The following is a 23353-nucleotide window of genomic DNA, read 5'->3' as shown; positions in this document are numbered from 1 at the left end:
GGGTCGGCTTTTTTTTTGCCTATCGATTCGTGGTATTTTTACAGGCTGGTGAAAGCTCGCGAAGCGGAGAGCGACATGCGCTATCTGACCCACATTGCCGCCTTTTTTGTTCTGGTTCTGACCTGGCAGACGGCCAACGCGGCGAAGCCGGTTGAAAACCTCGAAGCGCTCTATGCGCAGCTGCTTGACGATCACACCCAGGAAGGTCGCAAGGACGGCCTGGCGGTTCGCCTGGTGGATTACCCCGCGCTGGCTGGCGACGAACGCTGGAACCGACTGGTAGGGTTGCTGGCGGAAGTTCCGGTCGAACAGGTGCAATCTCCGGACGCGCGCAAGGCTTTCTATCTGAATGCCTACAACATTCTGGCCATCGACATGGTGGTTGATCATTGGCCGCTTCGCAGCCTGAAATCGGTCGGCTCGCTCGTCAATCCGGTGTGGAAGCACGACGCCGGCGTGGTCGCCGGCCAACCGGTTACCCTGAGTTATCTGGAGCACGATGTGCTCCGGGCCATGGGGGATCCTCGGGTTCACATGGCCATCAATTGCGCCTCCCTGAGCTGCCCAGACCTGCGCCACGAACCCTACTCCGCCAGTCGGATCGACCAACAGCTGGACGACCAGGTTGAACGCTTCCTGGCCCAGGATTACAAGGGCATGCGATTGGACCGCGCGGACCAGACCGCTCGGCTGTCAGCGATTTTCGATTGGTTCGAGGAGGATTTCGACACCGCGGGCGGCGTTGAAGGCTTTGTCAGGCGGTATCGCCCGGATCTGCCCGCCAGCTGGGCGGTGGATGCGGATTTGCCCTACAACTGGGGCGTGAATGGCAAACTGTCCGCCCATACCCTGCGGGCCATGCGCGACGAATTCTGAGGCGATTGAACGGATTATGGCAGTAGAACTTGAGATCAAACTCACCCTGGCCGAAACCGACCTGGAGCAGGCCGTCGATTGGCTCGGTCAGCAATCAGGGGTGAAGACCGAAGCTACCCGACAGCTGTTGAATCGCTACTACGACACGCCCTCCCAGGACCTCAATCGCCGCAAGACTGCATTGCGGGTTCGTCAGCAGGACGCCCAGTTCATCCAGACCCTGAAAACCAAAGGGGAGTTTTCCGGTGGCGCCCATCGCCGGAACGAGTGGGAATGGCCGCTGGTAAACGACCGGCTTGACACCTCGTTGCTTGATGCCACGCCGCTGGCGGGTGCCCCGGTGTTGGCTCACCTGCGACCGGTGTTCGAAACCAACTTTGAGCGTCGGATTTTGATGCTCTGCGAGGGTGAGGGGGTCATCGAGGCTGCGATTGACCAAGGGGCCATCGTCGCTGGCGGGCACCGGCGCTCGCTCAATGAGGTTGAATTCGAGCTGAAGTCCGGTGACCCGGCCAGCTTGCTTGCTCATGCCCTGGATTTAGCCAGCGAGGTGCCGGTGTTTCTCAATCTGGTGAGCAAGGCCGAGCAGGGCTATTACCTGGCGGGGCAGTATGCGCCGGTGGTGGAGGTGTCCGGCACCGACGGAGCCCCGATTTCGGTAACGGGGTTCCTGCATGGTCTGAGTGTCGCCTGGCTGCTGGGCCAGTCTTACCCGGTGGAGCGCGTTGACCTCAGCCAAGTGCGGGCGGTGGCCCGGGGGCTTGGACTGCTCGACAATCTTGAAGCGATCCTTGCAGCCCTCGGCTCCGGTGTGCCGGTGGCCGAGGTCGCGGCCACGCCCGCGTTGGGCCAGCTACAGATCCGCTTGGCTGCCGCTTGAATCGGGGCGGCCGGTTTTCTCAGCGGGTTTCCCGTTGCCGTTGTTGTTCCCGTTGTGCCAGTTGGCGAGGAAGGCCCGATAGCGGTCCAGCGCTTCCTGGACCAGCTCCACGCTCGGCGTTTCCGACGATTTGACCAGTACGATCAAGCCCTTGCCTTCGATCTCCTCGGTTGTGGGCGGGTGGCAAATCACCTCATCATCCTCATCGATGTACGCCAGTGCCGTACCGATGCCGTGTCGCACCAGGGCGCTGACAATGTCCGCCCAGTTCAGGTCGTCCAGTTTCAGGTCGTAGCGGTGTGGGTGGTCATGCTCGTAATTGAACATATCCTCCAGCACTTTCTCGGACCCGGGCGCCACCACCGAGCGCACCATGATTTCGGGGTAGGTCCGGACCGGGCGGAGCACCGTGCGAATGCCGAGGTTCCGGAATCGTGAGCGGTTGTCGTCGCTGACGCATTCCACCGTCGTCCGGTTGCCCAGATTGCGCTCGCACAACCGGTGGGCAATGTCGAAGGTCAGGCTGTCGGAATAAGGGTCGCACTCGTCGGACGCCAGCACGATGATGTGTCGGGCGCTGCCGGCGTGGATGGCTTTCAGGGCTTCCGGGTCGAAGCCCGAGCCATGGTAGTGCACCATGCCAACATCGGACAGTTCGGGCGGCAGGCCGGTTGGAAATTCGCGGGTCAGCAGCATGATGGGGATGCTTTCGTAGCCGGGTACCGAACGGACCTGGGAGGCAAAGCGCATGAAATACTGCTGGCCTCCGTTACGGGGCGTGTTGATGATGACAATGTGGTCGTTCATTTTATAGATCCACCTTCCGGTCAGGATGCGTTCTCGGCGATAGAAGCGATACTCAATAAAGTCGCTGACGATCAGCGTCAACAGGGTGATGGCGCCCACGAACATGATGAGGATGGTGCTCAGGCGACCGATCAGTGTTTTGGGCGCAAAGTCCCCGTAGCCGACGGTCGACACCGTGGTCATGGTGATCCACAGCGACTCGAACAGGCTCAGATCCTCAACGGTCCAGATCACCAGGACCTGGAAACACAGCAGCCCGGCGAGGATCAGGAACAGGCGTTTCATGCGGTGTCGGATGAGGCCACCCATGGGGAGATGGGTCTGCTGGTGTTCCGGGTTGAGCGGACGGCGGTTTCTCATCATCCGGTAATGCGGCCTGTTCAGTCGGGGGTGAGTTCGTTATACAGTACCGGAAATATAACAGAGAGACAGGGGTTTGCATTATGTCTGAGCCATGGAGCTCCCTCCCAACACCCTTAGCCAAGGACGTGGCCGGCTGCTGGCATTCCGTGTTTCCGCAGGGCGTGCCTGAGTGGCTGTTGACGGAGGGGATGTCCGAGGCGGTGCTGGCAGAGGCAGTGGCGCGCAGCCTGTTTCTTCGGCAAACCCTGGAGCGCCAGCCGGAGCAGGTGCGCGCCATGGTAAAGGCGCGGCCCCTAACCGAGCCAAACACCCCGGAGTTCCTGGCTGAGCGCTGGCAGGACTATCTCGGTGACGTTACCGATGAAACGTCCTTGCACGCCCAGCTGCGCAAATACCGTCGTGAGGCGCAGTTCCGAATCATCTGGCGGGACCTGCTGCGGTGGGCCGATCTGGCCGAGACCATCGCGGCCACCAGCGCCTTCGCCGATACCTGCATCGAAGGCGCGCTCGACTGGCTTTATCAGGAAGCCTGCGAGCAGTCTGGCACGCCCTGGGGCACGGACCCTGCCACCGGCAAAGAAGCGCCCCAGAGAATGGTGGTCTTGGGCATGGGCAAACTCGGCGGTCGGGAACTCAACGTCTCCTCGGACATCGACCTGATCTTCGCGTTTCCCGACAAGGGCGAAACCCAGGGTGGCCGTCGCTCCATCGACAACCAGACCTTTTTCATCCGCCTCGGCCAGCGCCTGATCCAGGCGCTGGACCAGATTACCGCAGACGGTTTCGTGTTCCGGGTGGACATGCGTCTGCGGCCCTACGGGCAGAGCGGGGCCCTGGCGTTGAGTTTTGCCGCGCTGGAGGCCTACTACCAGGATCAGGGCCGCGACTGGGAGCGGTACGCCATGGTCAAGGCCCGGGTGGTGGCCGGTGACCAGGCCGCGGGCCAGGTCCTGCTCGCCACTCTCCGGCCCTTCGTGTACCGCAAGTACATAGACTTCAGCGCGTTCGAGTCACTGCGCAGCATGAAAGCCATGATCGGTCGGGAGGTGCGACGCAAAGGCCTGGAAAACAACATCAAGCTGGGCAGTGGTGGTATCCGCGAGATCGAGTTCGTGGTCCAGGCCTTCCAGCTGATCCGTGGCGGGCGCGACCGGGAGCTCCAGCAACGGGAGCTGCAGGTCATCCTGAACGAGCTGGAGGCCCTGGAGCTGTTGCCGCCTCAGGTGGTCAAGGAGCTGCGCGAGGCCTACGTGTTCCTTCGCGATCTTGAGCACGCGCTGCAGGGCATGGAGGACAAGCAAACCCAGCTGCTACCGGAAGACGAGCTTGGGCGGGCCCGCGTGGCGAGGATCATGGGATTCGACGACTGGCAGGCCTTCGACGCCAGTCTCAGTCAGCACCGTCAGCGGGTGGCCAAGCACTTTGCCAACATCATCGCCACCGAAGACAAGGAACAGGATGGGGCAGGTGAACCGGAGGAGGGCTGGCAGGAGGTGTGGCTGGCCGAGCTCGATGCCGAGGCGTCGGTGGCCTGGCTGGCAAAGCACGGCTACGAGGACGCCGAGGCCAGTGTGACCATGCTGCGGGAACTCCGCGAGAATCGCACGGTGCAGACCCTACAGACCCAGGGCCGCAGGCGGCTGAACCAGTTCATGCCGATGCTGCTGGAGGCGCTGACCCAGGTCGACAACCCCTCGGAAACCCTGGCCCGGGTGCTGCAGCTGGTTGAAGCCATCCTCCGGCGTACCGCCTACATGGTGTTGCTGCTGGAAAACCCGGGCGCCTGCGCCCAGTTGGTTGCCCTGTGCAGCGACAGTCCTTGGATCGCCAGTCAACTGGCGGAAACGCCGCTGCTGCTGGACGAGCTGCTCAACGCCGAGAGTCTGTACCATCCGCCCGCCAAGGCCGAGCTGCAGGACGATCTGAGACAGCAGATGCTGCGGATTCCCTACGAGGACCTGGAGGAGCAGATGGAGTCGCTGCGTCACTTCAAGAAGGCGCACCTGCTGCGGTTGGCGGCGTCGGAGCTGAAGGGTACCTTGCCGCTGATGAAGGTCAGCGATTACCTCACCTGGCTGGCGGAAGTGTTGCTGGATCACGTTGTCGACGTTGCCTTTGCCAACCTGGTCAGCCGCCACGGCTACCCCAAGCGCGCCGACGGCTCGGTCTGTGACACCGACTTTGCCGTGATTGGCTACGGCAAGCTCGGCGGCATAGAGCTGGGGTACACCTCCGATCTGGACCTGGTATTCGTGCACAAGGCCGACCCGGAACTGGCCACCGACGGCGAGAAACCCATCGACAACGCCGTGTTCTATACCCGGCTGGGCCAGCGCATTGTGCATATCCTGAATACCCAGACCCCCGCGGGCCTGCTCTACGAGGTGGATATGCGCCTGCGACCGTCCGGGAATTCCGGGCTGCTGGTCAGCACCGTGCAGGCCTTCGAGAAATACCAGCGCAACGATGCCTGGACCTGGGAGCACCAGGCCCTGGCCCGGGCCCGGGGCGTCGCGGGTTGCCCGCAAACCCTGGCCGCGTTCGAAACCATTCGCCACGACATCCTGTGCCAGAGCCGGGACCTGGACAAGCTGCGTCAGGAGGTCGTGGACATGCGCGAGAAGATGCGGGTCAGCCTGGGCACCCCTGAAAACCGTCAGTCCGAGACCTTCCACATCAAGCACGACACCGGCGGCATCGTCGATGTGGAATTCATGGTGCAGTACCTGATGCTGGCACACAGTGCCGATCACCCCGAACTGACTCAGTGGTCGGACAACATTCGGCAGCTCGAAGAGCTGGGGCGGGTCGGCGTATTACCGGTCGAGGACACGAAAAAGCTGCGCGAGGTGTTCATCACCCTGCGTTCGACCATCCATCGCCGGGCGCTGCAGAACCTCAACAGCCAGGTTGAGGCCGGCAACTTTATGGACGAACGGAATTACATCCGCGCCCTGTGGCAGCGTGTGATGCTCGACTAGTTTGCTCTGTGTCTTTCTGGTTAAAAATCCTGCTAGAATGCCGGTTCCCCCGAAAACCGCTTTTTTAGGAGCAACAAAGAATGTCGATGGCTGATCGCGATGGCCTCATCTGGCTGGATGGCGAAATGGTTCCCTGGCGGGAAGCCAAAACCCACGTGCTGACCCACACCCTGCATTACGGCCTGGGCTGTTTTGAAGGCGTGAGGGCGTACAACACCGCCAAGGGCCCGGCAATTTTCCGCCTGAACGATCACACCGACCGGTTGTTCCGCTCAGCTCACATTCTCAACATGAAAATGCCGTTCAGTAAGGAAGAACTGAACGAGGCGCAGTGTGCTGCGGTACGGGAAAACAATCTGGACGAGGCCTACCTGCGCCCCATGGTGTTCCTGGGTTCTGAAGGTATGGGCCTGCGCGCCGACAACCTCAAGGTTCATGTCATGGTCGCCGCCTGGAGCTGGCCGTCCTACATGTCGCCGGAGGCCAAGGAGATGGGGATCAAGGTTCGCACTTCCTCCTACACCCGTCACCACGTCAACATCACCATGTGCAAGGCGAAGGCGAACGGCAACTACATCAACTCCATGCTGGCACTGAATGAAGCCATCGCCAGTGGGTGTGAAGAGGCGCTGCTGCTCGACAACGAGGGCTACGTGGCCGAGGGTTCCGGTGAGAACATCTTCATCCTGCGCGACGGTGTCCTGCATACCCCGGAACTGACCTCCTGTCTGGAGGGGATCACCCGCCAGACTATCCTGGACTTCGCTCAGGAGCTGAACATCCCGGTGAAAGAACGCCGAATCACCCGTGACGAGGTGTACATCGCCGAAGAAGCTTTCTTTACCGGCACCGCCGCCGAGGTACTGCCGATTCGCGAGCTGGATGGCCGCACCATCGGCGCCGGCAAGCGTGGCCCGGTCACCGAAAAACTCCAGGCCATGTACTTCGATGCGGTTAAAGGCAAGCTTGACGCCCGCAGCAACTGGTTGACCCACGTAAAGGGCTGATCGGGCACACGGGTACCCGAGGCCGCCTTCTGCCGTTGCGCAGTCTGGCGGCCTTGTTGTTTACATTCATTTTATTTTCAGGAACAGCACATGGCAGACGTCATCAAAGTCCCCGTCTCCTTCGGCGAGGTTCTCGACAAGATTACTATCCTCGAAATCAAATCCGAGCGCATCAAGGATGAGGCCAAGCTCAAGAACGTTCGTCTGGAGCTGGAGGAATTGAGCGCGACCTGGAACGACGCAGTCGAGGATCAAAGCGCCATCGCCGATCTGCGTGCCCAGCTCAAAGCGGTGAACGAAGAGCTGTGGGTGATCGAGGACGACATCCGCGATCAGGAAGCGGCTCAGGATTTCGGGCCCCGGTTCATCGAACTCGCCCGTGCCGTCTACGTCACTAACGACAAGCGAGCGGCCATCAAGAAGGACGTGAACCTGGCGCTGGGGTCACGGTTTGTGGAAGAGAAGTCCTATCAGGATTACACCGCACGGAAATGATTCTCCGGCGCTCGCCTCACTGGCGCCGCGCCGCTAAGGAGAGACAAGGCAGCGTCCGATCATCCAAGATCCGACGCTGTTTTTGTTTCTGCGGTCTGTTGACTTGCCACCCACCGGTCCAGCAGTGCGGTAGCATCCTCAACGGTCACCAGTTCCATGGCACCTTCAAATTCGGCTTTCGCTCCCCATCTCGCTTCTTCGACGTTCTTCCCGGTAAATTGCTCAAGCGCTTCAGGGTAGCGATTCACGCACCAGGCCAACGAGTTGTAGGGGCCTGAACGATAGGGGTTGCTGGCGGCAAAAATACCGAGAACATCGGTGCCGACGGCGCTGGCAATGTGGGCCGGGCCGGTGTCGGGCGCTACGGCCAGATCCGCCTGGGTCAGAAGCGCGGTCAGCTGCTTGAGGGTGTCCTGGCCGCAGATGTTGTGGGCTCGCTCCTTCATGGCGTGCTCAATCGTTTTGCAATACTCCGCTTCGAATGGAGCCGGGCTGCCCACCAGAATCACCTTCATGCCGTGTTTTTGAATGGCATGGTCCGCCAGCTGGGCATACCGCTCCGCCGGCCAGTTCCGCAAGGTGTGACTGGCGCAGGGGCTGATCACCAGGTTGCGCCGGTCGGTGGCCAGGTGCTGGCGGGCAAAGGCGTGGTCGCTGTCGCTGAGCGGAATGTGCCATTGCGGGGGCGCGGCCTTGAGTCCCAGCGGCTCCAGGAAGCTGGCCAGGCAGTCACGCACGTGTTGCTGTGGCGCCGGTGCAATGCGTTTGTTGATGAACAGGCTGTGCAGGTCTTTGCTGCGGGCTCTGTCATAGCCGACCTTGATCTTGGCAGGGATGCAGGCAGCCGCCAGATTGGCCCGGAAAGCGACCTGCATGTGCAACAGGGCGTCGAACGACCGACCGCGCATCTGTTCGCGCAGTTCGGCGTAGCCCCGTCGCCCCGCCTTTTTATCGAAGATGACGAACTCAACGCCCGGCAAATCACCGATGAGTTTGGCTTCCACCTTGCCGATGACCCAGGTGATCTGCACGCCCGGCACCTGCTCCTGCAGGCTGAGTACAACCGGGATTACGTGGGTCACGTCGCCAATGGCGGAGAGGCGGAGTATGCAGATGGACTTCATGACTTCTTGGCTCATAGTGGGCCGGCGACCTCAGTTGTGGAGGTCGCGGGCCATTCATTGGTAAACTGGCCGCCATTCTATCTCACCAGTGGTCGGAGGTCCCAACTGATCCAGTGGTGGGTTGATTCCATCCAGATGCACTGTTCCGGGGAGCCATGGTCGAGTCTGAGTGTATTGAACGGGAAAAGGGCTCAGCCTTGCTCATACATCCGAATTACGAAGGGCTGGTGACCGGTGATTGGTTTGACCCACTGTATTGGGGGTCGCGAGCCCAAATGGTCGGCAGTGGTGGTCGAGGTGCTGCCTGGTTTATCGAGGCCGAGGGGCGTCGTCTCGTGTTGCGAGAGTATCGACGGGGTGGGCTCGTCGCCAAGCTGGCCGAGAAGAGCTATGTCTTCACCGGGGAGCAGAACGTTCGATCGTTTTCAGAATTCAGATTGCTGAACTGGATGGTCGAGGCCGGACTTCCCGTTCCCAGAGCTGTAGCGGCGATGTATCGGAAGGTGTCTGGGCTGCATTACCAGGCCTCGATCCTGATTGAGCGCATTGACCATTCGGTGCCGCTCGCCGATCTCATCCGGGATCTCCAGGCGTCGGACTGGTCTCGGCTCGGCGCGACGATCCGTCGCTTCCACGACGCCGGTGTTCGCCATGCCGACCTGAACTGCTTCAATGTTCTGGTCAAAGAGGCGCAATTTTTCCTGATCGACTTTGACAAGGGACAGCTCATGCCGTCCTCTGCACGACCGCAGTGGAAGCAGGGGAACCTGGAGCGGTTTGCCCGGTCGCTGCGGAAAGTCGCTGGTGAGACCACCCAGCAAAAAGTTTGGGACTCATTTTTGAACGGATATAACGGGAGTCAGACCGCTTGAACGACCAACCGAAACAGAACGCCTTGCCCGCCATTCTCTGCCTGACGGACGCCTGCGACCGGCCGGAAACCGAGCTGTTTATTGGCTTGAGAAACGCGGGCTTTGACGTTGATGTGATGTGTAACCCCAAGGGCAGGAACTATCAGCGCCTGGTCGATGAAGGCATGGTGGCCCAGCCGATGGCGCTGAAGACCCGATTCGACAAGGATGGCATTGCGGCGATCCGCGAGCAGTTGGGAAAGAAACGCTATGAAGTGATTCACGCCTACAACCCACGCGCACTGGCTTGCGGCATCAAAGCGTCCAAGGGCATGGATGTCAAAATCGTGGCCTATCGTGGCGTGATCGGAAACATCAGTTTCCTCAATCCGGAGTCCTGGATTACCTTCCTGCACCCCCGGGTAAACAAAATTGTGTGCGTGGCCGACGCCATCAAGGAATACCTGGCGAGCCTGCGACTCCTCTGGCTGCGCATTCCCGACTCGAAACTGCAGCGAATCTACAAGGGGCACGATCTGGGGTGGTATCAGGCGGAACCCGCAGACCTGAGTGAGTTTGGCATTCAGGAGAACGACTTCGTGATCTGCTGTACCGGGCGCAACTCGCCAAGGAAGGGCTTTGATGTGTTGATCGAAGCCATGGACGAGTTGCCATCGGATGTAAACGCGCATCTCGTGTTGGTTGGAAATGTCGATCAGAACGAAGAGATTCGTGCCCTGGCTCAAAAGTCCAACCGCGCCGATCGGATACATTTCACGGGGTTTCGGAATGATGCGCCGTCGATAGCCGCAGCCAGCGACGTTTTTGTGCTTCCGTCGAAAGAACGGGAAGGGCTACCGCGAGCGGTGATAGAGTCGATGGCCTATGGTGTGACGCCCGTGGTAACAAGCGTCGGGGGCATGCCTGAATTGGTGGAGGACCAGGTCAGCGGCTTGGTGGTCGCTCCAAACAGCAGTTCGGCATTGGCCGGGGCGATCGAGCGCCTTTACCGGGATCGGGACGCTGCAACCCGGTTTGGACAGGCTGCGCGGGAACGAATCGCCTCGAACTTTCACACCTCCTACACGGTTCAAGAAACAGGCGAGCTCTACAAAGCGCTCACGGGCAGGGTCTAAATGCGCCGTTATCTATTCTTCGTCAATCAGCCCTATTCCTATTCCATACTCCGGCCTTTGCAGGACGAAATACGTCGGCGGGGCGATGAAGCGGCTTGGTTTGTGGCGGGCTGTTCGACGGCGCCTTTGCGTGCCGATGAGCGGCACCTGAAGACAGTGAAGGAGGTCATGGCGTTCAACGCTGACGCGACGTTCGTTCCCGGGGATTGGGTGCCTTATTTTTTTCCCGGGATCAAAGTCGAGGTGTTCCACGGCATGGCCCGTAATAAACGGGGCCACAGCAGCGAGGACGAGAGTGACCATTACCGGATCCGGGGCTGGTTTGATCTTTATTGCACCCACGCGAAGAGAGATACCGCCAAGTTCCAAGAGCTTGCAGAAAGTCATGGACATTTCGCCGTTGCTCATACCGGTTGGCCAAAGCTTGATCCACTTCTCGCTCAATCCGTGGCTGGCGAACGGAAACGGGATGCCAGTGAGCCCCCCGTGGTCTTTTTCGCATCAACCTTCAGTCGTTCGGTGACAGCGGCCCCCGCGCTGGCTGAGACGATCGGAAGACTTGCTGCCAGCGACCGTTGGCGGTTTATCGTTACGCTGCACCCGAAAATGGACCCTTCTATCGTAGATGCGTATCGGCAAATGACAGGGAAAAATCTTCGCTTTGTTGAGAGCGACGAGGACCTTCTGCCAATCCTGCCGGAAGCTGATGTAATGTTGTGTGACACGTCGTCGATCATGTTTGAGTTCATGTTTCTTGATCGGCCAGTTGTCACCTTCAAAACCAAGATGCCGGGGCCCTACCTCATCGACGTTGCCAGCGAGGACGAAGTCGAGGCTGCCCTGAAGTCAGCTCTGGCGCGCCCGCCGGCGCTTATGGATGCGGCTCGCACATTGTGTCAAGAGTTGCATAGTTTTCATGATGGTCATTCCAGTGCGCGCGTACTGGATGCAGTTGACGATTTTTTTGCCAACAAACAGCAGCGACTGACATCGAAGCCTTTAAACCTGATCAGGAAAATCAAGGTACGGCGCCGATTGACGCGAGAACTCAAGCGCGCTCCGCAAGGGGATCGATAGTGGCTGAGGGGACGATTTGCCTTGGAGTGAACGGGTTTGAGTAACAAGGTCGGCCCACTCAATGTGTTTGTCGCCAGTACCCCCCTGCAATTGATCAGTTGCTCCGAGGCTCGCGAGCATTATGGATGCGATGGGAATCGCTGCATTCTCATCCTTGCGCGGCCCGATAACCGAGAAACACAATCCCAGATGATCTACCTGGCCGACTCCTTGGGCTGGAGAGGGCATCAGACCTGGTTTCTGGGAAAGACATCGTTTTATTTGAAGTTCTTGTTGATTTTCCGCCAACTATCGAGGCGTTCGATCTCGTATCTCTTCATCGGAAACAAAAACAGTTGGGTTCATGAGGCCTTCTACTTGGGATTGGAAAGCCAACGTGTCGTATTCGTGGATGATGGATTGGCGACGGTCAAATACTACCACTCGGTCTTGGACAGGCGATTTCAAATGCGGATGTCGGCGGGTAAGAAGCGGACGCTAGCCGCATTGGGAGTACGTCTTACTCAGTTCAGGGACCGGAATTCGCTCGCCTTTTTTACCTGCTTCCCATTGGACAGTGCGGGTCCTATCAGCGTTCAAGTGCATGACTTCCCGGTATTCCGGCGTGTGTTCAAGTCGGGCGAAAAAACCCGTGACGGTGGCCCCGTGGTCGCGTTTCTAGGGCAGCCGTTTGGCGGCGAAGATCGACTCAACCAGCTTAAAGCTCAAATTGAGCTTGTGATAGAAAGGCACCGAGAAGCGCGCATTCATTACTTTATGCACCGAAAGGAGACCGTAGAGGAGCTCGAACGCACTCTCGCCCGCTTCCCCGTAGAGATACGCCAAGCCGGTCGACCGATTGAAGTCGAAGTAGCCTTGTCGGGCGAACAATACGAGGGCTTTTACAGTTTTGCCTCGACAGCACTGTTCACTCTAAAAAAGATCTTCCCGGAATCTCTTGTATACCAGCTTGATGACCGGATGCTCGCCTCGAAACTTCCTTACTACGTTGAAATTGTGGACATGCTACGCAGTACGGGAGTAGAGACCATACCACTGGCTCAGCCGGTTAATTTGGACTGAGCCAGCTCAACCTCGCCAATCTTGGGCCATCAATCGATGCTTTGTGGGTCATTCGGGCGAGACAGCGTCCACAGCCCCGCATACTTGTTGAAAGTCACTTGTGCGTAAGTCACCGCGGTCAGATAGCCAACAGCCCCATCCAAGAAACCAAGCCGAACAACATAAACCTGAACGAAGGTCAGCAGGCCACGCAGCGTCGGGTAGATCATGGTCCGGGTTTTTTTCCCTTGTCGGTGTTTCTCTTGCGAGCCCAACCAGGCGTACTTGGCACTTTTCTCGAGGGAGTGGCCGAAATCCCGATGGGTGTAGTGGGTCAGTCGGCCGCGCAGCGTTTTGATCTTCCGGCCCTCCGGAATAAGGATCCGTTCATGGACGAGGGCGTCGGAGAACCGCACGCCTTCCCTTCTGAACAGGCGGAGAGGAGCACGTCCGCTGCGGCCGAAGTCCAGGCGTTTGCCGTAAATGGTAACGGCCCAGGGGAGTTTGTAGGCATCCGCGTCGGGGTCGGCGAGATGGTGATTAATCTCTCGCGCCAGTTCTGGGGTGATGCGTTCGTCGGCGTCCAGGGATAGGACCCAGTCGCTGGTCGCTCTTTCCAGCGCCCGCTGTTTCTGGATGCCAAACCCAGGCCAGTCGGTGATTTCGACCACGTCTGCGTACTGTTTGGCGATCTCCGCCGTACGATCGGTGCTTCCGCTGTCCAGAACAACAATCTCATCGGCAACGAGTCGAGCGGATTTCAGGCAGTCCGCTATGTGGGCTTCTTCGTTCTTGGTGATGACCGTCGCCGTCACGCGACATTTGCGGCTGCGGGTGTAGGACGCACTAATCTCATGGAATAGGGCAGAGGAAATACCGGCCACGGAGAGCAGATAGAACGTCAGGAACAGAGTTCGATTAAACGTCGCTTCGGTCAGGCCAAAAATGAGGAAGCCGACACTGACTGTGGCGCCTGCGGCTGCCAGATGCGCCGCTGGCGCGTGATGACTTCGGATATGGCGAAGGAAAAGGAGTAACGGGATTAGGATGAGCAGTGCCCAACCCAGAATTCCGGGCAGTCCGCTGGTGGCTGCACTGTTCAGCAAGTCACTGTGGGCGTGGCCTGAGCAGCAGAGTTCCAGTTTTTCAGACGCAGTTCCAGTGGCTGCGGCCGCCTCAATCTGTTCGGTGTAGCCTCCCAAGCCAACGCCGGTCCACGGATGCGCACGAAACATGTCGGCGGCTAAAGACCAGACTTCCAGTCGCAACTCCATACCCGTGTCGAATTCTCCCCCATTTAGAAGCGTTTGCACGGACTTGGACATCCGATCACCGGTGGCGAAGGCGATCCCTACGATGAGCGGAATGGCGATCAAGGCACGGCTCAGGTATTTCTTCTCCAGCAGCGGAACGAGTAGCAGCATGAAAGCGGGGAGGGCAAGCAAGTTGCTGCGAGTTTCAGAGAGCATGGAGATGACAATGGCTGTGCAGCCGAGCACTATCAAAACCATGCCACAGCGCTTGTTCTTTGAACTCCTGAAGAATAGGCCGCCAATCAGGGTAAGAAAGCCGCCAAGTAGAGCCAGGTTTCCGAAACTGATCGGGTTAATGCCGCCGCCAAACCGTAGCGACATGAGCTGATCAAAGGAGCCTATTTGAGTGGCCAAGGCCCATGCCAAGGCAATGATGACCGATAGCGACACCAACGAGAAGGCGATAAAAACCGATCTGGCTTTGAATCCAACCAGGCTCAGGGCCACAACCAAGGGCCAGAACAGAATCAGTCTGGCGTGGGTGCCCAGCGTCTTGCCGCCCTCATAATCAAATCCCTCGCGCACCCAGGACCAAGTGCTAACCGCGAAAAAGAACCAAAATGCAAAATGCAGAAGTCGCAGCTCTTTCGGCGTTTCCCATCCCGTTTTCTGAGGTTGTTTGCGGGCAATCATAACGCCGCCCGCAACGGCGAGAAGCAGCGTTGCCCCGGCAAGAATACTGGAGGAGAGCAGGGCGCCGCCAAGCCCGGCCATGAATAGGGCCGTTAGTAGGATCCGGTAGTGCGCTGTCATGTGAAGTCGGTCCGTGCGTTTGCAGTACGTGAGCAATTGATGAGTAAGTGGTCGATCACCGGGTCAGCAGATCCGATCTGGTCGGTAGGGGTTGGGCTGCCCCGGCGGCCGGTGGCGTAAGCGCTTATACTCCCATTGATATTGCTCGGGAATGTCCAGGACGCAGCGTTCGATGGAGCGATTCATGGCGGTCGTGGCAGCGACGGCGTCCTTGTCACCCAGGCCGTCGTCGGTTCGTTTGACCACGATCCGGAAGCCCTGGGCATCGGGTAAACGCTCGGCGTAGGTGATCAGCACATTGGCTTCGGTCCGTTGGATCAACTTCGACACCAGCGTCATGGTCTTCACTTCCATTCCGAAAAACGGAGCGAACGCATTGCCCTTGCCTCTCGGGGATTGATCCGGAAGGATGCCGGCTACCCCACCCTCGCGCAGGATGGCTGCTAGTCGCGCCAGGCCCCGCCGGTCTCCTCTGACCAGTTCAGAACCCAATCGTCCTCGCACCTTGATCATGTAGTCCTCGAATTCAGGCATGTTGGGGGGGCTGTAGAGGGCCGCCATCTTGTACCGGGACGAAAAAAACAGTCCCGCGAGTTCCCAGTTGCCGAGGTGAGGGGCGAGCAGAATGAGCCCTTTGCCTCCGGCCATCGCTTCGTCGATGAGTTCCAGGCCTTCCGTTTCTTTGACCAGGTCCAGGCATTTCTGGACCGGCCATTCCCACATCAGTGGCACTTCCAGCATGGTTTGTCCGGTTTGCACCAGCGAGGCCTGCGCCATGCGCTCCCGCTCTTGAGCTGAGAGCTCGGGCAGACAGATGCGGAGGTTGATGTCCGTCACCTCCCTGGCCTTGGTCGGAACTTTCCATAGCAGTAGGCCAATCCAGCGCCCGATCCGCTGGGCGCTGCCCAGAGGGAGCCAGCCAACCACTCTGAGCAGGCCGGCGATGACGAAATACTTTAGCTTGCTCATTTGCGCCCGTACCGGTCCTCGTACCTCACGATGTCGTCCTCGCCCAGGTAGGAGCCGGACTGCACTTCAATCAGCTCCAGGTCGATCACCCCCGGGTTTTCCAGGGCGTGGATCTGGCCGACCGGGATGTAGGTGGACTGGTTTTCGGTAACCAGATACGTCTTCTCACCGTTGGTGACCCGGGCGGTGCCGCTGACCACGATCCAGTGCTCGGCGCGATGGTGGTGCATCTGGACCGACAGTTTGGCGCCTGGCTTCACGGTGATGCGTTTGACCTGGTAGCGGCTGCCGTTGTCGATGGAGTCATAAACGCCCCAGGGCCGGTAAACCTCCCGATGGTTCATGTGTTCGTGGCGGCCGTCGTCGCGAATTTGCTCCACCACGGCTTTGACGTCCTGCACCCGGTCCTTGTGCGCGACCAGCAGGGCGTCCTTGGTTTCGATGATCACCAGATTGTCGACACCGACCGTCGCCACCAGGCGGCTGTCGGCGCGCACCAGGGTGTTGGCGGTGTCCCGGGTGATGACGTCGCCGGTCAGGCTGTTGCCCGCGTCGTCCTTGGTGCTGACATCCCAGAGTGCCGACCAGGAACCGATATCGCTCCAGCCGGCGTCCAGGGCCACCACCGCAGCTTTGTCGGTTTTCTCCATCACCGCGTAGTCCACGGATTCGGAAGGGCACTGGGCGAACAGCTCGGCGTTGACCCGGGTGAAGTGCAGGTCCTCGCTGGCATCGGCGATGGCGGCGCGGCAGGCGCTCAGAATATCCGGGCGGTGGGTTTCCAGTTCCCTCAGGTAGTCCCGCGCGGAGAACAGGAACATGCCGCTGTTCCAGAGGTATTCGCCCGAGGCCAGGTACTTGTTTGCGGTGGCCAGGTCGGGCTTCTCTACGAAGCTGTCCACGGCGTAGCAGTCGTCTGCCAGCTCGCTGCCGCGGTGGATATAGCCATACCCCGTTTCCGGATGGCTGGGTACGATGCCGAATGTCACCAGTTTGCCCTGCTCGGCCAGCGGAATGGCCTTGGTGACGCCCGCCTGGAAGGCCATGGTGTCCTGAATCAGATGGTCGGCGGCCAGGACCAGCATCAATGGGTTGCTGCCGTTGGCGTGTTCACACAGCTGGATCGCAGCCAGGGCGATCGCGGGCGCGGTGTTGCGTCCGCTGGGCTCAAGGATGATCTGCACGTCTTCCTGGCCGGACTGGCGCATCTGTTCCGCGGCGAGAAACCGGTGTTCCTCGTTGCAGATCAGCAGCGGCTGTTCCGCATCCAGTCCCTCCAGGCGGGCCACCGTGGATTGCAGCATGGACAGGGGGCTGTCCGTCAGCTTGAGGAACTGCTTGGGATTCAGTTGCCGCGATAACGGCCAGAGCCGGGATCCGGTTCCGCCAGCCATGATGACAGGATGAATCATGCGTCTACTCCGAGCGTGGGTGGGTTGAGCCCGCCTAATCAGGATCAAGGGCCGGCATATTATCATAGGGCGGCACCGGAGGCAGCGTTGCCGGCGGCGCCTCGGCTTGCTTCCGGCAGCGGCTAACGCCCGGCTTTTTGCGCCTGTTCCCAGCTCTGGCGGCGGTCGCCCAGTTCCCAGTCAATTCGGGTGTAGAGCCGGCGGATGCGCTTACGGATGTAGTGTAGTCGCCAGGCCGGGGTTGTGGAGAGCAGGCGCGGCAGCAGCGGGGCTCCGAGACCGTCCACCAGGAAGAGCCGGGCGTCGCCCTGATCCGCCCGGCTGGCGATGACCAGGTTGTGGGGCAGCAGGTTGCGGGTCAGGATGCCCGTTTGGGTCAGCCAGCCGGCCAGATCCTCCACCAGTTGGCGCGCGTTCGAATCAAACCCGCGGCGCTGCAGGTACTGTTCCAGGGTTTCGGCCGGCGCTCCGTGACTATCGGTCAGCAATTCGCTTTCGTTGGCCAAGCCCTGAGCGGTCTCCACCGGGCCGAAAAACTGGGGCAGGTGGGCCCACAGCAGCTGGTCCTGGCCACGCCTGAGCAGTTGGACCACGGCCGGCTGCCGATGAGCCTGGATTTCCTGACGGTTGTCGTTCAGCCGGGCCTTGCCCAGCAGTTTTTTCACCGGTTTCTGCCGCCGGTAGCGGGCTTCGATGTTTTCCGGGCGCACCAGTTTCAGGCAGCGGCCGGGACGGTCGGGGTGGTGGAAGCAGTGCCGGTTGGAGCCGGAGGCAAACGGGGTCTGGCCAGATAGATCGATCATCCTTGCGCCTCCCGGTAAACCTGTTCGGTCTTCGCCAGCATGGCTTCCAGGGTGCATTCTTTCCGCACCCGCTCGACCGCTGGCCGTTCCGCTTCCCGCAACCCGGCCAGATCACCCAGCCAGCGCGCCAACGGCTCCCTGAGTCCGCGGGCACTGATGGCCTCGCTCAATGCTTGATCCGGTAGAAACTCGACGGGGCCGGCCACGGGCGTGGCGATGACGGGGCAACCGACCATCAACGCCTCGATCAGAACGTAGGAAAAGCCCTCCCGCCGGGAACTGATGATGGTCAGATCCGCCCGTTGATAGGCCTCCGACAGGTCCGTTTGAAAACCGGCCAGACGGACACGCCCGGCCAGACCCAGAGTCTGGATTTGTCTCTGCAGTGCGCCCCGCTCCGAGCCTTCGCCGCAAATGGTCAGCGTGGCCGGCCGGCTCAGGCCCGCCCAGGCCTCGATCAGCAGGTCAAAGCCCTTGACCGATTCAAGCCGACCGACCGCCAGACAGTGGGGCGGGTGGTCCTCGGTCCCGGCCGGTCGCGGTCGCGCCTCCTGGTTTGCGGTCGCAGCGCCGCCCGGGATGCCATTGAAAATCAGGTGCTTTTTGGGGTGTTCAAGCTGCTCGAAAATCCCCGGGCTGACCACAATTACCTGGTCGAGGGGCTGGAACGCAGCGTGGCTGGATTTGATGCCGTGGATGGTGCCTACGATGTGCGGCACCAGGCCCCTGGGCAGCCGGCCGGCCAGTTGCGCGGCCTTGTTGCCATGGGCGTGGAGCAGGTCTGGACCGATCCGGCGCAGGCTGCGCCGGAGACTCAAGGCGAGCCAGGGGTGTCGGCGCCCCAGTTGCATGGGCACGGCATGGAAGTGAATCTCCGCGGGGAAGCGGTCGCGATAGTCCTTGTGCGCCAGTACATGGACCCGGTGGCCGCGCTGGGCCATGCCCAGGGCCAGATCCAGGGTGTGTTTTTCCATGCCGCCCCAGGTGGTGCCGGGAGTGGCCACCAGCAGCGCCAGGGTCAGGCCGGGGCAAGTGGTCATGGCGCGCCCGGTTTGCCGGCAAGCACCGTGTCGTACACCCGCAGCGTGGCGGCGGTCTGGGACTCCAACCGGAAACGCTCCGGTATTTCGATCGGCTGTTTGCCGCCGTCCAGCAGATCCAACACCACGCGGGTGAAGGCTTGGGTGTCGTCTGGCGGGGTCAGGCCCGTGGGGAAACAGGCTTGCAGGGTTTCGGCCGCCCCGCCGCGGTTGTAGGCAGCCACCGGAGTGCCAGAGGCCAGGGCTTCGGTCACCGTGCGACCAAAAGGCTCGGGTTTGGTGCTCATGTGGCACACCACATCGGCCAGCAGGTACAGGGTGGTCATGTCATTGCGCTGGCCGAGCAGGCTGACCCGGTCGGTCAATCCCAGTCGGGCGCGCTCCTTTTCCAGTTCCTCCAGGAAGTGCTCCTTGCCGGGTTCGGCGCCGCCGACGATGATGCCATGGCAGTCGGGGCGCTTTTGCACCAGTTCGGCCATCATCGCCAGGAAGTCGAGTTGGCCTTTCCAGCGGGAGATCCGGCCGGGCATCATGATGATCTTTTTGCCGGCGAGCTGGGGGTATTGGCGGAACCAGCGCTGCAGCCATTGTTGGCTGAGTTCACGCTGGCGGAAGGCACTCAGGTCCACGCCACGCTGAATGACGGTCAATTTGTCTTCCGGCACCGGGTAATTGGCCAGGACGTAATCCCGGACGCAATCGGAGACCGCAATCAGGTGATCGGCCCGGGTCATGATGGCGCTGTAGGGATTGACCGAATACATGCCGTGAAAGGTCGACACCACCGCCGGGCGACGCTCCGCCGGCAGGCCCTTCAGGGCCAGGAAGATGATCCAGGCCGGCATGCGGGAGCGGACATGGATGATGTCGGGGTGCAGCTCCTGAATGAGTCTGCGCATGGGCCGGATCTGCCCGAAGGAGGCCGGTGATTTTCGGTGGATGGGCATGAAAATGTGGGTCGAACCCTGGCCTCGGAGCTGCTCGGCCATGGGGCCGCCCTTGGACACCACGAAGGACTCGTGCCCGCGTTTGACCAGGTCGGAGGCGAATTCCACCGTGCCCCGTTCGACGCCGCCGCTGTAGAGCGCGGGCAGTGCTTGCAGAATTCTCACCGCTTGGCCCCTTTGCGCATGCTGCCCGTGGCCGCGTGGCCTCGGAGCAGCCCCCGTTCCAATACCCAGCGCGCAGCCCGATCGGCTTCCCACAGGGCGGTGGGCTGCAGCCCCTTGCCCGCCATCACCGCCGAGTGGTCACTCCAACTGGCCACCCGGCCAGCCTGGGTGAGCCGGTCGACACCCGCGGCAACCCGGCTGCCGGCCACCGGCGTCAGCTGCAGAATGCCGGTTGGGACCCCGGAGGTGGCGGCTTCGCACACCATGGACATGCTGTCGGGACTGACCCAGACCGCCCGGGATGCGGCCAATTGGTGGGCCAGCCAGAGTTCGTGGGTGTCGCTTGGGTCCTGGACCGAGATTTTCGGTCCCGCCAGTTCCTGCAGTCGAGCCAGCAGTGGCTTGGGGGTTCGGCGCGAGCCGCTGAGGGTCCAGCGCCATGCGGGGTATTGGCCGATCAGATGGTGCACCTGACCCAACACCACGTCATCGTCCCACTCGAAATGGGGCGAGGGACCACCGATCAGGACCAGCGCCTCGGGTTTGTCGGTGAGTCGGGCGAGGGGAGTAACGGTGTTGAGCACGCCTTCGGTCACCAGTACTCGATTCGACTCCGCCACGCCGTCGTGGGCGGGCACGATGGCGCCGTCCAGCCAGCCCATCGGGAAGCCAGGTTTCATCAGTACCACAGTGCGGGCGCCCTTGTGTTTGCGCAGGGCCAGGAGCAGCCGGTGGGTGCCCGAGCCCGCCGCCACAATGAGATCCGGCGAAGGCAGCCCGGGCTCGATACGCGGTGGCAGGGCCAGCAGCGCCCGCCAGATGGGCACCGACAGCTGTGTGGCGTCCAGCCAGTGCAGACTCGCCCCGGCCAACACCCGCAGGCGATTGCCCAGGCCCTTCAGCTGGTTGCGGTGGCCGGGCTTGCCATCGGTCAGCAGCCACACCACCGGGGCTGACGTGTTGTGTTCAGCTGCGGCCATAAAAGCCCGGGGCCTCCGGGTCGGGGCGGGTCTTGAACCGCCGGTGCATCCACAGATACTGGTCCGGGGCCCGGCGGATTTCGCGTTCGATGGTGCTGTTGATCAGAGTCGCGTCCTGCAAGTCGTCGCCGCTGGGGAAATTCTCCAGCGCCGGGTGGAAAAAAATCTCGTAACCGGGGCCGTCGTCCCGGCGCACGTGGCTGAACGGCACCACGGCACAGCCGCTGCGTTCGGCGATGCGCGAGGTGGCGGTAATGGTGCCGGCCGGGATGTTGAAGAAGGGCGCAAAGACGATGTCCTTGCGGCCATAGTCCTGGTCGGTGGCGTACCAGACCGCGTGGTTCTTCTTCAGGCTGCGGAACAGGCCCCGGAGGTCCTTGGCACCCAGGACCGTGCCGTAGCGACGCTCCCGGGCGCGGGTCATCACGGCGTTCATCAGGGGGTTATTGTGATCCCGCTGCATGACATCGGCGTGAATGTATTCGGTCACTAGGCTGCCGCCCAGGTCCAGGGTGCTGTAATGGCCGCCCAGCAGCAACACCCCCTTGCCTTGGGCCAGAGCCTGTTCAAAGTGCTCAAGGCCGTGCACCTGGGTGATATCGGTCAGTTTCGCCGGGTCCCGGAACCAGGCCAGTCCCAGCTCCAACAGGCCAATGCCGTTGGCAATGAAGGACTTGCGGACCAGTGCCGCCTGCTGCGCGGCCGGCAGTTCCGGAAAGCACAGCCGGATGTTGACCTCGGTGATGTGCCGGCGGCTGCGGGCCAGGCGCCAGGCCAGCAGGCCCACCAGCTTGCCCAGCCACCACTGGCAACGGATGGGCAATTGGGCCACCAGCCACATCAGGCCAATGCCCAGCCAGGTGGGCCACCAGCGCGGGTGCCGGTAGGCGGAGTAGTCGGTGTTTCGGGGAAGTTTTCGGTATTTCTTGTTCACTGCCAGCGGGTCCTGCGTCTCTTGAATCTGGTCGCCACCTGCCTTTGCTGTCAGCCTCAACCAGAAGTAAATCAATGGGTTTTCGGCTATGATAGCGTACTGTTTTGCCGGGAGTCCTCTGTGCTGCAATTTATCTATTCCCAGTTAATCCGACTGATCCTGCCCTTTATTTTGTTGCGCTTGTGGTGGCACGGACGGCGGGCGCCGGAGTTGCGCCGGAACTGGTACCAGCGGCTGGGTATTGTGCCCAAGACCGAAGGTGCCGTGGTCTGGGTGCACGCGGTCTCGGTCGGCGAGACCATCGCGGCCGGCCCGATGGTGCGACGGCTGCTGGCGCGGGAGCCGGGCATCACCATCCTGATGACGGCAATGACCGACACCGGCCTGGCCCAGGCCCGGAAAATGTTCGGTGATCAGGTGCACTACGCCTACGCCCCCTACGACACGCCGGGCTCGATCCGACGGTTCCTGAAGCGCGCCCGGCCTCGCATTCTGGTGATCATGGAAACCGAAATCTGGCCCAATATGATACGCCAGTGCCGGGCCTCGGAGGTGCCGGTGTTCCTCATCAACGCTCGCCTGTCGGAACGCTCGGCCCAGGGCTATGAACGTATCCGGAGCCTGGCGGTACCGATCATGCGCAGCATCAGCTGGGTCGCGGCCCAGGCCGAGAAAGACGCGGAGCGGTTCTGTCGCATCGGGGTGGCCGACGCCAAGGTGGCGGTCACCGGCAGTGTGAAGTTTGATGTGGACATCCCCGACGCCGTTCGCCAGGCGTCGGTTGCGTTCCGGGAGTCCCTGGGCGGCCGCTTCGTCTGGATTGCCGGCAGCACCCACGAAGGGGAGGACGTGCAGTTGCTGGACGCCCATCGCCAGATCCTTGCCCGATACCCGCAGGCGTTGCTGATCATTGTGCCGCGTCACCCCGAGCGTTTCGAGTCCGTCGCCGACAAGGTGCTCAAGGCCGGTCTGACCTTGGCCCGGCGCTCGGCCGGGGAGGCTGCAGACGCTGCGAACGTGTACCTGGGCGACACCATGGGCGAGCTGATGATGCTGTACGGCGCCAGCGATGTGGCGTTCGTCGGAGGGTCGCTGATCGAGCGGGGCGGCCACAACCCCCTGGAGCCTGCGGTGTGGGGCATTCCGGTATTCTCCGGCCCGCACGTGTTCAATTTCGAGACCATCTACCAGCGCCTGGTGGACGACTCCGGCGTCAAGCTGGTGGGCAATGCCGATGAGCTGGCGGCGGATGTCAGTCGGCTGATCGGGGACGATGGGGAGCGGCGTGCGATTGGCGATCGGGCACTGGCGGTGGTCAACAAGAATCGCGGCGCGCTGGAGCGGGTGGTCGACGGCATCATCGACCGGTTGTGACGCGGGTGCCGGCCGGCACCCGCGA

General features: G+C 61.2%; 20 protein-coding genes. 10 read left to right on the top strand and 10 right to left on the bottom strand.

Annotation, left to right across the window (positions count from 1 at the left end; genetic code table 11):
- Positions 1–75: 75 nt before the first annotated feature.
- Both U5822_RS17955 and U5822_RS17950 read left to right on the top strand, forming a co-directional pair.
- Positions 76–876: a DUF547 domain-containing protein gene (locus U5822_RS17955; RefSeq protein WP_322857053.1), complete on the top strand. Its 801-nt coding sequence runs from the start codon at positions 76–78 to the stop codon at positions 874–876.
- A gap of 16 nt (positions 877–892) precedes the next feature.
- Positions 893–1756, top strand: a complete 864-nt coding sequence (locus U5822_RS17950; protein ID WP_322857052.1) for a CYTH domain-containing protein — start codon at positions 893–895, stop codon at positions 1754–1756.
- Here the strand turns inward: U5822_RS17950 and U5822_RS17945 are convergent.
- Positions 1730–2926, bottom strand: coding sequence for a potassium channel family protein (locus U5822_RS17945; protein ID WP_322857051.1), 1197 nt, complete (start codon positions 2924–2926; stop codon positions 1730–1732). The two genes, U5822_RS17950 and U5822_RS17945, sit on opposite strands and share 27 nt — an antisense overlap.
- An 80-nt stretch (positions 2927–3006) precedes the next feature.
- On the opposite strand from U5822_RS17945, the gene glnE reads away from it, so the two are divergent.
- From glnE to U5822_RS17930, 3 genes are all read left to right on the top strand, one after another.
- Entirely contained in the window at positions 3007–5907 is a 2901-nt protein-coding gene (glnE, locus tag U5822_RS17940; RefSeq protein ID WP_322857050.1) for a bifunctional [glutamate--ammonia ligase]-adenylyl-L-tyrosine phosphorylase/[glutamate--ammonia-ligase] adenylyltransferase, read from the top strand.
- An 80-nt stretch (positions 5908–5987) separates the two neighbouring features.
- The gene (locus U5822_RS17935) at positions 5988–6914 is read left to right on the top strand and encodes a branched-chain amino acid transaminase (protein ID WP_322857049.1); all 927 of its coding nucleotides are present in this window, start codon (positions 5988–5990) and stop codon (positions 6912–6914) included.
- A 90-nt stretch (positions 6915–7004) separates the two neighbouring features.
- Positions 7005–7409, top strand: a complete 405-nt coding sequence (locus U5822_RS17930; protein ID WP_322857048.1) for a DUF6165 family protein — start codon at positions 7005–7007, stop codon at positions 7407–7409.
- 59 nt (positions 7410–7468) lie between these two features.
- On the opposite strand, the gene U5822_RS17925 is transcribed toward U5822_RS17930, so the two are convergent.
- Entirely contained in the window at positions 7469–8533 is a 1065-nt protein-coding gene (locus tag U5822_RS17925; protein ID WP_322857109.1) for a glycosyltransferase family 9 protein, read from the bottom strand.
- 155 nt (positions 8534–8688) lie between these two features.
- Here U5822_RS17925 and U5822_RS17920 point away from each other — a divergent pair, with 155 nt between their 5' ends.
- Genes U5822_RS17920 through U5822_RS17905 form a run of 4 tightly spaced genes read left to right on the top strand, consistent with a single transcriptional unit; the run spans position 8689 to position 12659 of the window.
- Positions 8689–9405 (top strand): 3-deoxy-D-manno-octulosonic acid kinase, encoded by a 717-nt coding sequence (locus tag U5822_RS17920; protein ID WP_322857047.1) that lies wholly within the window; start codon positions 8689–8691, stop codon positions 9403–9405.
- Positions 9402–10520 (top strand): glycosyltransferase family 4 protein, encoded by a 1119-nt coding sequence (locus U5822_RS17915; protein ID WP_322857046.1) that lies wholly within the window; start codon positions 9402–9404, stop codon positions 10518–10520. Before U5822_RS17920 ends, U5822_RS17915 begins: the two co-directional genes overlap by 4 nt.
- Positions 10521–11597, top strand: coding sequence for a CDP-glycerol glycerophosphotransferase family protein (locus U5822_RS17910; RefSeq protein ID WP_322857045.1), 1077 nt, complete (start codon positions 10521–10523; stop codon positions 11595–11597).
- A 36-nt stretch (positions 11598–11633) separates the two neighbouring features.
- Positions 11634–12659 (top strand): polysialyltransferase family glycosyltransferase, encoded by a 1026-nt coding sequence (locus U5822_RS17905; protein WP_322857044.1) that lies wholly within the window; start codon positions 11634–11636, stop codon positions 12657–12659.
- Positions 12660–12688: 29 nt separating this feature from the next.
- Here U5822_RS17905 and U5822_RS17900 read toward each other — a convergent pair whose 3' ends face one another.
- From U5822_RS17900 to lpxL, 8 genes are all read right to left on the bottom strand, one after another.
- Positions 12689–14704, bottom strand: a complete 2016-nt coding sequence (locus U5822_RS17900; RefSeq protein WP_322857043.1) for a glycosyltransferase — start codon at positions 14702–14704, stop codon at positions 12689–12691.
- Between the two features lie 63 nt (positions 14705–14767).
- A complete protein-coding gene (locus U5822_RS17895; RefSeq protein ID WP_322857042.1) occupies positions 14768–15673 on the bottom strand; it encodes a lysophospholipid acyltransferase family protein in 906 nt (301 codons plus the stop codon).
- Positions 15670–17085: a mannose-1-phosphate guanylyltransferase/mannose-6-phosphate isomerase gene (locus tag U5822_RS17890; protein ID WP_322857041.1), complete on the bottom strand. Its 1416-nt coding sequence runs from the start codon at positions 17083–17085 to the stop codon at positions 15670–15672. Before U5822_RS17890 ends, U5822_RS17895 begins: the two co-directional genes overlap by 4 nt.
- 122 nt (positions 17086–17207) lie before the next feature.
- Positions 17208–17888 carry a YrbL family protein gene (locus U5822_RS17885; RefSeq protein ID WP_322857040.1) on the bottom strand — a complete coding sequence of 227 codons (681 nt, stop codon included), beginning with the start codon at positions 17886–17888 and terminating at the stop codon, positions 17208–17210.
- The gene (locus tag U5822_RS17880; protein ID WP_322857039.1) at positions 17885–18928 is read right to left on the bottom strand and encodes a glycosyltransferase; all 1044 of its coding nucleotides are present in this window, start codon (positions 18926–18928) and stop codon (positions 17885–17887) included. The genes U5822_RS17885 and U5822_RS17880 overlap by 4 nt, the downstream gene beginning before the upstream one ends.
- Complete coding sequence (locus U5822_RS17875) at positions 18925–20040, bottom strand: glycosyltransferase family 4 protein (protein WP_322857038.1); 1116 nt, start codon at positions 20038–20040, stop codon at positions 18925–18927. Before U5822_RS17875 ends, U5822_RS17880 begins: the two co-directional genes overlap by 4 nt.
- A complete protein-coding gene (locus U5822_RS17870) occupies positions 20037–21020 on the bottom strand; it encodes a mitochondrial fission ELM1 family protein (RefSeq protein ID WP_322857037.1) in 984 nt (327 codons plus the stop codon). The genes U5822_RS17875 and U5822_RS17870 overlap by 4 nt, the downstream gene beginning before the upstream one ends.
- Positions 21007–21954, bottom strand: a complete 948-nt coding sequence (gene lpxL, locus U5822_RS17865; RefSeq protein ID WP_322857036.1) for an LpxL/LpxP family Kdo(2)-lipid IV(A) lauroyl/palmitoleoyl acyltransferase — start codon at positions 21952–21954, stop codon at positions 21007–21009. Before lpxL ends, U5822_RS17870 begins: the two co-directional genes overlap by 14 nt.
- Before the next feature lie 120 nt (positions 21955–22074).
- Here lpxL and waaA point away from each other — a divergent pair, with 120 nt between their 5' ends.
- Entirely contained in the window at positions 22075–23328 is a 1254-nt protein-coding gene (gene waaA, locus U5822_RS17860; protein ID WP_322857035.1) for a lipid IV(A) 3-deoxy-D-manno-octulosonic acid transferase, read from the top strand.
- The last annotated feature ends 25 nt before the right edge of the window (positions 23329–23353 follow it).

This window comes from Marinobacter qingdaonensis (assembly GCF_034555935.1).
Taxonomy (GTDB): domain Bacteria; phylum Pseudomonadota; class Gammaproteobacteria; order Pseudomonadales; family Oleiphilaceae; genus Marinobacter; species Marinobacter qingdaonensis.
This window is presented reverse-complemented; position numbering and strand designations above follow the sequence as displayed.